Origin of the sequence: Mycolicibacterium duvalii (assembly GCF_010726645.1) — a bacterium.
Lineage (GTDB): Bacteria > Actinomycetota > Actinomycetes > Mycobacteriales > Mycobacteriaceae > Mycobacterium > Mycobacterium duvalii.
On the sequence record NZ_AP022563.1, the window covers coordinates 5,035,239 to 5,048,262 of the forward strand.

9 protein-coding genes are annotated in these 13,024 nt (G+C 70.1%); 1 reads left to right on the top strand and 8 read right to left on the bottom strand.

Annotated elements, in window-relative coordinates; genetic code table 11:
- Positions 1-32: 32 nt before the first annotated feature.
- Genes G6N31_RS23890 through G6N31_RS23915 form a run of 6 tightly spaced genes read right to left on the bottom strand, consistent with a single transcriptional unit; the run spans position 33 to position 10,454 of the window.
- On the bottom strand, positions 33-1,808 hold the full coding sequence (locus tag G6N31_RS23890) for a hypothetical protein (protein WP_179964370.1): 1,776 nt from the start codon (positions 1,806-1,808) through the stop codon (positions 33-35).
- Positions 1,805-2,797 (bottom strand): UDP-glucose 4-epimerase GalE, encoded by a 993-nt coding sequence (gene galE / locus G6N31_RS23895; RefSeq protein ID WP_098006255.1) that lies wholly within the window; start codon positions 2,795-2,797, stop codon positions 1,805-1,807. Before galE ends, G6N31_RS23890 begins: the two co-directional genes overlap by 4 nt.
- Before the next feature lie 16 nt (positions 2,798-2,813).
- Positions 2,814-4,082, bottom strand: a complete 1,269-nt coding sequence (locus tag G6N31_RS23900; protein WP_098006271.1) for a hypothetical protein — start codon at positions 4,080-4,082, stop codon at positions 2,814-2,816.
- Complete coding sequence (locus G6N31_RS23905) at positions 4,079-5,425, bottom strand: M1 family metallopeptidase (RefSeq protein ID WP_098006257.1); 1,347 nt, start codon at positions 5,423-5,425, stop codon at positions 4,079-4,081. Before G6N31_RS23905 ends, G6N31_RS23900 begins: the two co-directional genes overlap by 4 nt.
- Positions 5,422-9,369: a Pls/PosA family non-ribosomal peptide synthetase gene (locus G6N31_RS23910; protein ID WP_098006259.1), complete on the bottom strand. Its 3,948-nt coding sequence runs from the start codon at positions 9,367-9,369 to the stop codon at positions 5,422-5,424. The genes G6N31_RS23905 and G6N31_RS23910 overlap by 4 nt, the downstream gene beginning before the upstream one ends.
- A gap of 14 nt (positions 9,370-9,383) precedes the next feature.
- Positions 9,384-10,454, bottom strand: a complete 1,071-nt coding sequence (locus tag G6N31_RS23915) for an IS110 family RNA-guided transposase (protein ID WP_179964232.1) — start codon at positions 10,452-10,454, stop codon at positions 9,384-9,386.
- A 346-nt stretch (positions 10,455-10,800) separates the two neighbouring features.
- Here G6N31_RS23915 and G6N31_RS23920 point away from each other — a divergent pair, with 346 nt between their 5' ends.
- Positions 10,801-11,814, top strand: coding sequence for a TerC family protein (locus G6N31_RS23920; RefSeq protein ID WP_098005046.1), 1,014 nt, complete (start codon positions 10,801-10,803; stop codon positions 11,812-11,814).
- Positions 11,815-11,821: 7 nt separating this feature from the next.
- Here G6N31_RS23920 and G6N31_RS23925 read toward each other — a convergent pair whose 3' ends face one another.
- Positions 11,822-12,343, bottom strand: a complete 522-nt coding sequence (locus G6N31_RS23925; RefSeq protein WP_098005045.1) for a 2-oxo-4-hydroxy-4-carboxy-5-ureidoimidazoline decarboxylase — start codon at positions 12,341-12,343, stop codon at positions 11,822-11,824.
- 115 nt (positions 12,344-12,458) lie between these two features.
- Entirely contained in the window at positions 12,459-12,944 is a 486-nt protein-coding gene (locus G6N31_RS23930) for an inorganic diphosphatase (RefSeq protein WP_098005044.1), read from the bottom strand.
- Between the last annotated feature and the right edge of the window lie 80 nt (positions 12,945-13,024).

The following is a 13,024-nucleotide window of genomic DNA, read 5'->3' on the forward strand; positions in this document are numbered from 1 at the left end:
CGCCCTCAGCGCACGCTGGGCGAGTACGACTCCTACCTCGGAGCGACGAAGCCGACCGGGCCGGCCGCGATGCACACCGACAGCGCTGCGGTGACCGCGCGGGCGGTGATCGCATCGCCGGCTCCCGGCATCCGCACGAACACGCGGTTGAGGCCGGGCCGCACCGGCACGCGCACATCCTCGCCCTCGGACAGCGCCAGCATTATCGAGCCGTCGCTGTTGGCCAGGTAGTTGATCTCGACGGTCCATTCCGCAGGCAGCAGCGGCCCGTCGAGCGGCATCTCGGCCGGGAAATCGGGCTGCACCAGGTATCCGCACTGCGGGTCGGGGCCGGGACGAATGCTGCGCACCCACGTGACCAGCGCGTCGACGACGTTGCCGTGCTGATCGAGCATGCGCAGATCCGTGGTGGCCGAGGCGAACTCCGGACGGTCCCGCAGCAACGCGAACATGTGCGAGGCCAGATTCTCCGGCCAGGCCATGCGCTGCAGGATCAGCGGGTCGACCTCCTGGTCGAGCATCGGCGCCGCCGAGGAGCGGTGGGCGGCGGCCAGACCGGCCTGCGCGTTGCGCAGATAGCTCTTGGTCGGGTTGTCACCCCAGCTGGTGTAGAAGGTCGCCGTGGAGTAGAGGCTGCTGGCCACGAACAGCGTTGCCGCGCAAGCCACTATCGCCGACCGCAGCGCCGAGCGGTCCAGCCGGTGGGAGTCCGGCCGGTTGGGCGCACACAGCGCGACCGCCGCCAGCAGCGCCAGCATCACCACCAGGTCGGGCAGGTAGCGCAACGACTGCGCCAGCTCCAGAGCGGTGAACCGCGACGAGCGCATCAGATAGATCGGCACCTGACAGGCCACCGCGTAGCCGGCCGCGGCCGGCCACACCCAGCCGATGCGCTGTTTGCGCGCCAGCGAGACCGCCACCACGACAGCCAGGCCCACCCATCCGAGCACCATCACCGGCACGCCCGGCGTCGCCCACGGCGACGCCGGCGCCCAGCGCTGCCAGTCCCACGGGCCGCCGACCACCCCGGGCACGACGCCGTGGGTCACTGAACGGGCCAGCAGGTCCCACGTCATCGCCAGGTCGAAACTCCAGCGCTGCTGGTCGACGACGATCAGATACACGCCGACCCATGCGACGGTCAGAGCCGCCGTGGCCGCCCACAGGCGCAGGCCACGCGCCCACACCTGTCGCACCGATGCGGCGGCGGTGACGTGGAAGTAGAGCGCCGCGACGGTGAACGCGGCGAACGGGATGATGCCCGACTTCTCGAAGAACAGCAGCCCGGCGAGGTACACCAGCGCTGCCGACACCGCGTAGCGCTGACGCCCGGTGCGCACCAGCAGAATGGCGTCGGCGCAGACCCATGCCAGCGCGGCCAGCATCGGCAACGAGTTCAGTGCCGCCGCCCACCACGCATATGACGGCACCGCCAGCGGCGTGAACAGCGCGAAGGTCAACGGCAGCAACAACACCGGCCGCCATCCGAGGATCACCCACAGGGCCCTCAGCAGCGCCAACGAGGCCAGGAGGGCCAGCACCACCAGGCTCATCGCCGGGCCCGCCCAGTTCAGCGGCGCCACCAGGGTGATCACCCCGGCGACCAGGAACGCCCCGGGCATCACGTGCCCGTCGTGGTCGTCGAACAGATATCCGGGCGACAGCAGGCCCTGGGTGCCGGCGCGGCCAACCAGGATCAGGTCGTCCCAGTAGAAGTAACCGCCGAACGCCAGCACCGCCCGGACCACCAGATGCAGCGCGATCAGCGCTACGGCGGTGCGGGCGACCCAGTTACGCGCGCCCGTCAGGGGGCCGTCCCAGCAGTCGGATAGGACGCGCCGGCGGCCTGGCGCGCCGACCACGCCGAGGCCACCATGTCGGTCAGCGAGTGGCGCATCCGCCAGTCCAGGTCCCGGGCGGCGAGGTCGCCGTTGGCGACGATGCGGGCCGGGTCCCCGGGCCGGCGCGGCGCCACCTCGGGTTCGAAATCGACCCCGGTGACCGCGCGCATCGCCGTCATGATCTCGCGCACCGAGGTGCCCGAGCCGCTGCCGAGGTTGTACACCCGCTCGATCGGCTGGCCCGCGTCCAGTCGGCGGGCCGCCGCGACGTGCGCGGCGGCGATGTCGGCGACGTGGACGTAGTCCCGCACGCAGGTGCCGTCCGGTGTCGGATAGTCGGCGCCGTTGATCCGCGGGGTCTGGCCCCGCAGAAGCATGTCGAACACCTTCGGGAACAGGTTGAACGGGCTGACGTCGAAGACATCGTCGGAACCGGAGCCGACGACGTTGAAGTACCGCAAGCTGGTGTGGCGCAACCCGGAGGCGGCGCCGATGTCGCGCAGCAACCATTCGCCGATCAGCTTGCTCTCGCCGTACGGCGATTCCGGGCGGGTCGCGGTGCCCTCGTCGACGACGTCGGTCTCGGGTGTGCCGTAGGTCGCCGCGCTCGACGAGAACACGACCTTGTCGATACCGGCGGCGGTCGTCGCGGCCAGCAGCGTGACCATCGCCGACACGTTCTGTTCGTAGGTGTGCAGCGGCCGCTGCACCGATTCCCCGGCGTACTTGTAGCCGGCGATATGAATGACTCCGCTCACCCCGTACGTGTCCAGCGTCGAGCGCACCGCATCGGCGTCGAGGAGGGTGGCGTGTACCAGCGGCACCCCGTCCGGGACGAATCGCGCCAGACCAGTGGACAGGTCGTCGATCACCACGGTGTCCAGACCGGCGCCGCGCAGCGCCCGCACCACATGCGCGCCGATGTATCCGGCGCCGCCGGTCACCAACCAGGTCACGGTGTCTCCTTCGTCGTCAGCTCGTCGATGTCCGCCGGGAGGGTCGGTATGCCACCGTAACGAGTGCCGCCAGATGCACGACGATGCCCAGCAGCGGCCCGCACAACAACGCGACGACGGTACGCACCTGCAGGTCCAGCGGCAGCAACAGCAACAGCGCCGCCGCGACCGTCGCGCTCACCCACCCCGCGGCGTAGGCGCGGTGCAGCGCCGCGGCCACCGTGGCCGCGCCGGTCAGCGTCAGCAACGCGATGGCCACCGCCGCGGCCGTCAGCCACGCCAGCAGCGCGCCGTCGGCGACGTACTGCGCGCCGAATGCCTCGCGCAGCAGCCACGGCCCGAACAGCCCCGCCAGCACCACCCCGGCCGCGCCGAGCGCGCCGACCACCACCACCGGGGTGATCAACGCTCGCAGCCGGTGCGCACGCTGGTCGACGAAATGCGCGATCAGATTGCCCTGCATCGCCGTCAGCGGCACCAGCAGCGGCGCCCGCGTCAGCGTCACCGCCAGGATCACCACCCCGCCGGCAGCTCCCAGTTCTTCGGAGGTGGCCTGCAGCAACACCGGGAATCCCATCACCAGCACCGCCGACGCGCCCGCCGCGGCGATCGAATGTCCGGTGCCGCGCAGGAATGCCCGGGTGCCGCCGGGGGTGAGCAGCCCGGCGGCCACCCGGGCCGTGGGCGATACCGCCAGCATCAACAGCCACGCCATCGCTCCGGCCACGGTGGCCCACAGGTAGCCGCCCAGCCCCCAGCCGAGCGCGAAGCCGGCCGCCGCCACCGTGACTCTGCCCACGGCGTCGGCGACCATCAGTGCGCCGTAGTGCGACCACCGGTCGGTCCCGGCCAGCAACCCGAGAAGCGTGGTGTGCAGGCAGAATCCGGCCAGGCCGACACACAGCAACGCGACGCTGAGCAGCCGCTGCTCGACGAACACCTGCCCGGACCACAGCGGTGAGGTGGCCGCGATCACCGCGGCCGCGCCGAGGCCGACCCCGGCCGCGACACCGATGGGACGGGTGCGTTCGGCCCCCGGCGGCGCGTACGGTGCCGCCCGGACTTCGCGGGTGGTCTCCTGCAGCAGCCCGAACGCCGCACCACTGACCAGACCGAATGCGCCCCAGAACACCCCGAACACCGAGAACCCGGCGGGATCGAGGTCGCGGGCGGCCAGGTAGAGCACGGCGTACCCGCACAGCGCCGACACCGCGGTGGCGGTCCCGACCCGGACCACGCTGCCCCGGGTCACCGCGCCGGACGGACCGGCGGTCGCGTCGGTCACGCCCACCCGTCCAGCGGCGGGAGTTCAGGGGTGTACAACCAGGCTTTCCACAACGGGCGCAGCGACCGGTCGCAGTAGTGCGCGGCCAGACCGGTGAAGTCGTCGGTCACCGCGGTTCCGTGTCGATAACGGGTGGTCCAATCCCGTAGCAGCGCAAAAAAATCCGAGTCGCCGAGCTGTTTGCGCAGTGCATGCAGGGTGAGTGCGCCGCGCTTGTAGAGACGGTCGTCGAACATGTCCTTGGGGCCCGGATCGGCCAGCACGAGATCCTGGGCGGAGCCGGCCAGCTTCTGATGGTAGTGGCGGGCCAGTTCGTCGGCGCTGCGCGCGCCGCTGTGCTGCGACCACAACCATTCCGCGTAGCAGGCGAAGCCCTCGTGCAACCAGATGTGGCGCCACCGTTGCGCGGTGACGGAGTTGCCGAACCACTGATGGGCCAGTTCGTGGGCGATCAGTCGCTCCGACGATCGGCTACCGGTGCAGTGGTTGGCCCCGAAGATCGAAATGCCCTGCGCCTCCAGCGGAATCTCGAGGTCGTCGTCGGTGACCACCACGGTGTAGCCGGTCGAGAGCGGGTAGGGCCCGAACAACTCGGTGAACAACTCCATCATCTCGGGCTGACGGGCGAAGTCGTGGTCGAACGCTCGGCGCAACCGGTCGGGCAGCACGGCCGCGATCTCGACGCCATTCTTGCTCATCCGGTGCCGCTGGTACACGCCGATCTGCAGGGTGATCAGATAGGTCGAGGTCGGCTCCGCCTGCTCGTAGACCCAGGTGGTCGTCCCGGCGCGGGCGCGCCGAGAGGTCAACGCGCCGTTGGCCAGCGCGTAGTACGGGCTCTCGGTGGCCACCCGGATGCCGAAGCTGGCCTTGGCGGCCGGATGGTCGTCGCACGGGAACCACGACGATGCCCCGTTCGGTTGGCCGGCGACCAGCGCGCCTTCGGTCAGCTCCTCGAAACCCACTGCGCCCCAAACCGTTCGGATCGGGCGCGGGTTGCCGCCGTAGCGCACCACGATCGTCATCGCCGCGCCGGCGGGCAGGGGATCGGTCAGCGTGATGTGCAGCTTGTCCTCGGCGGTGCGGAACTGGGCCGGCCGGCGTCCGTTGACCGACACCTTCGACACCGTCAGCGCGCCCGACAGATCCAGCGTGAACGACGTCAGTTCGGCCAGCGTCACCGCGGTGATCGTCGCGGCACCGGCCAGCCGGTTGCTGGCGACCTTGTAGTCGAGATCGAGCTCGTACCGCGACACCCGGTAGCCGAAGTTGCCGACGCCGGGCAGGTACGGGTCGATGACCGGGGCCGCGGCTTTCTTGGCTGCGCGTCGACGGGTGGTCACGCCGCCGCGGACTTCTTGGATTTGGTCCCGGTTTCCGGCGCGCCCTTCTTGCGGCGGGCGTGCCACGGCGCGATCGGGTTGCCCTGCCACCGGGTGGACGCTGGCACCTCGTCGCCGCGCACCACCAGCGAGGCCGGGCCGACGGTGGCGCCGGAGCCGATCCGGGCGGCCGGCAGGGCGATACAGTGCGGTCCCAGCGTGGCGCCGGCTTCCACCGTGACGACGTCCATCCGCATGATCCTGTCGTGGAACAGGTGCGTCTGCACCACACAGCCGCGGTTGACCGTCGATCCGTCACCGAGCGTCACCAGATCCGCCTCGGGCAGCCAGTAGGTCTCACACCACACACCGCGCCCGATCGTCGCGCCCAGCGCGCGCAGCCACACGTTCATCACCGGGGTTCCTGCGGCAGCCCGGGCGAACCACGGGGCCGCGACCGTCTCGACGAACGTGTCGGCGACTTCGTTGCGCCACACGAACGACGACCACAACGGATGTTCGCCCACGCGGATCGGTCCCACCACAAGCCGTTTGGCGATCACCGCGACCGCGCCGGCCAGCCCGCCGGCGGCCAGCAGTATCGCCCCGGCGGCCAGCGCCGCCCACCACCAGCCGACGTGCACGGCCATCGCCTGCAGCGCGGCGAGCACGGCCACGCCCAGCGCGAACGTCACCACCACGGGTACCACCCGGCAGGTCTCGACGGCGGCCCGCAACATCCTCAGGCGGGCCGACGGCTGGAAGGTGCGCAGGGCGTCGGCCGCGGTGGGCTTGCGGCGCAACCGCATCGGGGGACTGCCCAGCCAGGAGGAGCCGGTCTTGGCTTTGGTCGGCGTGGCCGACAGCACCGCGACCAACCCGTCGTCGGGCACGCGGCGCCCCGGCTGGGTGATCCCCGAATTGCCGAGGAACGCCCGCTTGCCGACGGTGGCCCGCGCCACGTGGATCCATCCGCCACCGAGTTCGTAGGACGCGACCATGGTGTCGTCGGCCAAGAACGCGCCGTCGTCGACGACGGTGAACTTCGGGATCAGCAGCACCGTCGAGATCTCGGTTCCCCGACCGACTTTCGCACCGAGCAGACGCAGCCAGGCCGGGGTCAGCAGGCTCGCATAGATCGGGAACAGATAATTTCGCGCGGAGTCCATCAACCGCTCGGTGGCCCACAGCTGCCAGCCGGCCCGGCTGCGCACCGGGTGATACCCCTCGGTCAGGCCGATGGCCAGCACCCGCACGCCGATCACCGTCAGCGCGGCGTAGACCACCAGCGAGGTCAGCGTCGCGGGCACCAGCCACACCAGGGTCGGCGTCACCGCGGCGGCCGGCGACTCGGTGCCGCGCACCGCCGCACCGATGATCGCAAGCCCCGAAGCGAGCGCGACCAGCGGCAACGCGGCCAGCAGCAACGATGTCACGCCGAAGACCACGGCCCACTGCGGTGCGCGCGGCGGACGCTGGTCCGGCCACGGATGTTTGGCCTTGCCCGACTTCACCGCGGGTGACCCTTTCCAGTACTGCGCGTTCTTGACCTTGCCGACGACCGCCGATCCCGGCGCGACGTCGGCGTTCTTGCCCACCACGGCGCCGGGCAGCAGCGTGGTCCGGGCGCCGATCGTGGCGTCGTTGCCGACGGTGATCGGACCGACGTGGAAGGTGTCGCCGTCGACCCAGTAGCCGGTCAGATCGACCTCCGGTTCGATGGCGCACCGATGCCCGAGGGTCAGCATCCCGGTGACCGGCGGCGCCGAGTGCAGGTCCACCCCGTGCCCGACCGAATTGCCCAGGGCACGCGCGTAATACACCAGCCACGGCGCACCGGCCATGTTCTCCGCCCCGCCGGCGGCGGCCAACCGCTCCGCCAGCCACACCCGCAGATGCTCGGGTCCGCCCCGGCGGTAGCTCCCCGGGGCCAGGGTGCCGACGAGCAGGCGCGCACCGAACGCGGCGATTCCCATGCGGCCCAGGGGGGTCACGAAGAGCACGAACCCGGCCAGTACCCACCACCAGCTGACCGGCCGCGCCCACGGCACCAGGGCCAGCTGCGCGGCGACGTTGTTGGCCAGCGCCAGCCACACCACCCACTGGGCGCCGCCCAGCATCGCCAGCGGCACCGTCGAGATCACCTGCACGGCCTGCGACCACCGCGGCACCGGCCGGACCGACCGGGGGGTCACCTCCGGCGCCGGCGCCATCTCGTCGAGGTAGGCGGCCAGCGATCCGAGCCGGGGATGGTCGTAGAGATCGGCGACGGTCACCTCGGGGTAGCGCCCGCGCAGCGCGGCGATCAGCTGCGCGGCCGACAGCGAGCCGCCGCCCAGCGCGAAGAAGTCGGCCTGCGGCCCGTCGACCGGCGCGGCGAGCACGTCACGCCACAGCTCGGCCAGCCAGCCGGCGGTCCCGGCCAGGTCGGCGGCACCGGGATCGCGGTCGTCGCCGACGGGCCACGGCAGCGCGTCCCGGTCCACCTTCCCGGAGGTACGGGTGGGCAGCTCGTCGACGAGCACCAGACGCGGGACCAGTGCCCCGGGCAGCCGCTCGGCGAGCAGGGCGCGCGCGCCGGCGACGTCGAAACCGGCGGGATCGGCGGCGACCACATATCCGACCAGCACCGGGGTGCCGCCGCGGGTCCGGCGCACCGCGGCCGCACCGCCGGCCACGCCGGGCAGATTCAGCAGGGCGGTGTCGACCTCCCCGAGCTCGATCCGCCGCCCGCCCACCTTGACCTGGTCGTCGGCACGGCCCACGAAGTACAGGCCGTCGGACTCCAGGCGCACCAGGTCGCCGCTGCGATAGGCGCGGCTCCAGGAGCCGAGGTGGCTCAGCGAAGGCATCGCGGCGAACTTCTCGGAATCCTTGGCGGCGTCGAGGTAGCGGGCCAGCCCGACACCGCCGATGACCAGCTCACCGGTCTGGCCCTCGCCGACCGGTTCGCCGGCCGCGTCGACGACCGCCAGATCCCAGCCGGGCAGCGGCAACCCGATGCTGACGGCTCCGCCGCCGGTCAGACGTGCCGCGCAGGACACCACGGTGGCCTCGGTGGGACCGTAGGTGTTCCAGACCTCGCGCCCCGCGCCGTCGGGACCGGCCGCCAGCCGGTCGGCCAGCTCGGGCGGGCACGCCTCACCGCCGAAGATGAGCAATCGCACCGATTCGAGCGCCTCCGGGGGCCACAGGGCGGCCAGCGTCGGCACCGTCGACACGACGGTGATGTCGCGGGTCACCAGCCACGGGCCCAGGTCCATGCCGCTGCGCACCAGTGAGCGGGGCGCGGGGACCAGGCACGCGCCGTGCCGCCAGGCCAGCCACATCTCCTCGCACGACGCGTCGAACCCGACCGACAGCCCGGCCAGCACCCGATCGCCCGGTCCCAGCGGGTTGTCCCGGCAGAACATGGTGGCCTCGGCGTCGACGAACGCCGCGGCGCTGCGATGGGTGACGGCCACGCCTTTGGGGGTGCCGGTGGAGCCGGAGGTGAAGATGATCCACGCGTCGTCGCGGCTCAGCGGCGCCGCCGCCCGCCAGCCGCGCGACGAACCCGGCCCGCGCACCAGCCCGCGTTCGGTGATCACCGCGACGACGTCGGCCTCGGTGAAGACCAGCTCGGCCCGCTCGGCGGGGTCGTCGGCGTCGACGGGCACGTAGGCCGCGCCGGCGGCCAGGGTGGCCAGGATCGCGACGTAGAGCGCGTAGCTGCCCGACGGCATCCGGATGCCGATGCGGTCGCCGCGGCCGATGCCGCGCGCCGCGAGCCACGCAACGCTGTCCTCGATGTCGCCGATCAGCTCGGCGTAGGTCAGCTGCACCTCGCCGTCGTCGAGGGCCGGCGCCTCCGGGTAGCGCTGCGCGGTGTCGTACAGGATGTCGATCAGGGTGCGCGGTGGGGGTGCTAGCGCAGATTGGAGGAACTGGCTCGGGATCTGCGGCGTGAAATCCGCTGCTGTCACGCGTTTCTCCTATGTCAAGCCGCTGCCGTTTGGCAAGGCTTGTGATGGTTGTTGTGATCGGTGTGGAGGTGTCCGTAGACGACGCGGGCCAGGCGGCGCTTGAGGCAGCGCAGGGCTTCGGGTGTGGAGTCGCCTGTGGTGAGGCGGCGTCGGTAGTAGGTCTGGCCGACGCCGTCGAGGCGGATCTGGGTGACCGCGATGCGGTGTAGTGCGGCGTTGAGTTGGCGGTTGCCTGACCGGGTCATCCGAACACGTCCACGGGTGTTTCCCGACCACACCGGCACCGGCGCCACCCCGGCGTGACGGGCGAAGGCCGCCTCGCTTTTGAACCGGCTGACCCCGGCGGCCTCACCGACCAGTTTGGCCGCGGTCAGCTCCCCACAGCCCGGCATGGCCAGCAAGACCGGCGCGACCTTACGCACACGTTCGCCTATACGTGTGGCCAACGTGTTGATCGTCTCGGTCAGGCGGGTGATGTCGGCCAGCTCGTCGCGGGCCAACTCGGCGACGATCCCGGTCTGGGTGTCCAACCACTGACCAAGCAGGCGGCGATGTTTGGCCAGGTCCAGCGACCGCGGTTTGGGTGCGTGTCCGGGGTCGAGTTCGTGGACCCGCCACAACAATCGGTTGATCGTCGCGGTGCGTTGGGCGACAAGGACTTCCCGGCGATCCACCAGCAGCTTGAGCTCGCGCGAGATCTCGTCATGCGAGGCGATCGGAAGATCGGGCTCACGCAGGAAACCCCGCGCGACTGCAAGTGCGTCGATCGGGTCGGACTTGCCGCGGGTACGGGCCGAGGCCCTGCTCTGGGCCATCAACTTCGGGGGGACCCGCACCACCTTCTGGCCCAGGGCCAACAGATCGCGTTCCAGACGCGCCGACAGATGCCGGCAGTCCTCGATCGCCCAGACGACATCGTCGCCGAACCGTTGCCGGGCCCACATCACCATCTCGGCATGCCCAGCGGTGATCGCGGTGACGGTCTTCTCAGCGAGCTTGCGGCCCACCTCGTCGACGGCGACGAAGGTGTGGGTGCGCTTGTGTACATCGGCTCCAACAACAACCATGGTGGTTGCCTCCTTCACTGTGAGGTGACGGTTGGGCCGGTCGGCGGACAAACCTCAGTGGGGGCGATGCCACGCTCCTATCAAGTCACGCCGGCCGGTCCTTCACACCTGATGCCGACAAAACGCATGCACACCAACCCGAAGGCGGCACAAACCCTACGAGCCAGACACCAGGTGCAAAGGATCCAACCACCGCACTAAGCGGCGACCCCACCCTGACACTGAGTCAAACCCTAAGCGTCGGGACCGGGACGTCGCTGCCGGGCGGCGCCGGCTTGCGCGTGTCGGTCGTCGGCCTGGCAGAATGGCGCAGTTTGGAGGGCGCCGATCGACCTCCGGCGTTGACACCCCGACCGGAGGATGAATGAACGTCAGTGGGCTGGAGTGGGCGATCACGCTCACGGTGACGATGGCGATCCTGCTGTTCGACGTGATCGTGATCGGGCGGCGTCCGCATGAGCCGACCCGGCGGGAGACCGCCGGCTACCTGACCCTCTACGTCGGCCTGGCGATCGCGTTCGGGCTGTGGACCTGGTTCTTCCACGGCAGCCAGTACGGCCTGGAGTTCTTCGCCGGCTGGCTCACCGAGTACAGCCTGTCGGTGGACAACCTGTTCATCTTCTTGATCATCATGGCCAGCTTCAAGGTGCCGCGGATCTACCAGCAGCAGGCCCTGCTGGTCGGCATCATCCTGGCGCTGGTGTTCCGCGGCATCTTCATCGCGTTGGGTGCGGTCGCCATCCAGCAGTTCTCGTGGGTGTTCTACCTGTTCGGCGCGTTTCTGGTGTACACGGCGGTCAAGCTGGTGCGCGACACCGAACACGACGACGACGCCGACAACGCGGTGGTGCGGTTCGCGCAGAAGCGGCTGAAGTTCACCGACACCTGGGACGGCCTCAAACTCTGGGTGCGGGACAACGGCACCCGGGTGATGACGCCGATGTTCCTGGTCATCGTGGCGCTGGGCACCACCGACCTGCTGTTCGCGCTGGACTCGATCCCGGCGATCTACGGCCTGACCCGCGAACCGTATCTGGTGTTCACCGCCAACGTGTTCGCGCTGATGGGGCTGCGGCAGCTGTACTTCCTGCTCGGTGACCTGCTCAAGAGGCTGGTCTACCTGTCGCAGGGGCTCGCGGTCATCCTCGGGTTCATCGGGGTCAAGTTGCTGCTGCACGCGCTGCACGAGAACGAGCTGCCGTTCATCAACGGCGGTGAGCACGTCCCGGTGCCGGAGATCCCGACGCTGGCCAGCCTGGGCGTCATCGTCGTCACGCTGCTGATCACCACGGTGGCCAGCCTGTACAAGACCCGTGTGCACGACGTCCGCAACGGCCGCACGCCCGAGCCGGCACCCGATTCCGGGCCGCCGCGCTGAGCGCGCGTCACCAGTAGTCGAAGCCGCCCTCCGGGCCGAGCATGCGTTCCAGCCGGGTGCGGTTGATCCGTGCGAGCTCGTTGCGCATCACCTTGCGCTCGGTGTCGTAGTCGTTGTGCAGGCGGTCCCGCAGGGCGGCGAGCACGTCGTCGGCGCCGAGCCGGTCGACCAGCATGACGAAGCCGAACCCGAAATGCGTCGCGTAGGCCTTGGCCGCCGCCGACAGCTCGGCCATCACCTCGGGGCGCTCGTCGAACACCGCGCATTGCTCCGCCGAGGATTTGGCACTGCCGGGACGCCGCCCGATGTCCGGGTGGGCCTGCAGGATCGAGTCGATCGACTCCTCGCTGAGGCTGAACAGCAGCTCGTCGGCATGACGGAACAGCTGGTCGTGGTTGTCGAACGGGCGCGCCTGCGCCAGGCCGGCGGCCAGCGGCACGCTGTAGCAGCACTCGAAGACGCAGTGTACGGCCCGGCGAAACGGCATGCCGTTGAACGCGTCGAGGCCGATCCCCTGATGCAACAACATGCCGCCATGATCGGACCGGCACGCAGCGCTGACGTTACGTCGTGTTACGGCCGTGCAAATTCAGCGGCTTCGGCGTGGTTTCCGTCGCTGAGCGTCGACAATCACGCCGAAATCGCTAGTGGCCGGAGGTCTTGAACCGCTCGATCGACCGGTTCACCTCGGCCTCGGCCTCCTCGCGGCCCACCCAGTCGGCGGCCTTGACGAACTTGCCCGGCTCGAGGTCCTTGTAGTGCACGAAGAAGTGCTTGATCGCGTCGAGCTCGAAGTCCGACACGTCGCCGATGTCCTGGACGTGGTCCCAGCGCGGGTCGGCCAGTACACACAGCACCTTGTCGTCGCCGCCCTTCTCGTCGGTCATCCGGAACATGCCGACCGGGCGAGCCTCGACGATGCACCCGGGGAACACCGGCTCGGGCAGCAGCACCAGCGCATCGAGCGGGTCGCCGTCCTCGCCCAGGGTGTCCTCGATGTAGCCGTAGTCCGTGGGGTAGCCGAACGAGGTGAACAGGTAGCGGTCCAACTTGACCTTGCCGGTCTCGTGGTCGACCTCGTACTTGTTGCGGGATCCCTTCTGGATCTCGATGAGGACGTCGAACTGCACCGCCGCGACTCCTAGGTTCGATCTGACGTGGGGTCGTCTGCCGACGACGCGGGTTAACCCTAGACGAGCGATACCCTGCA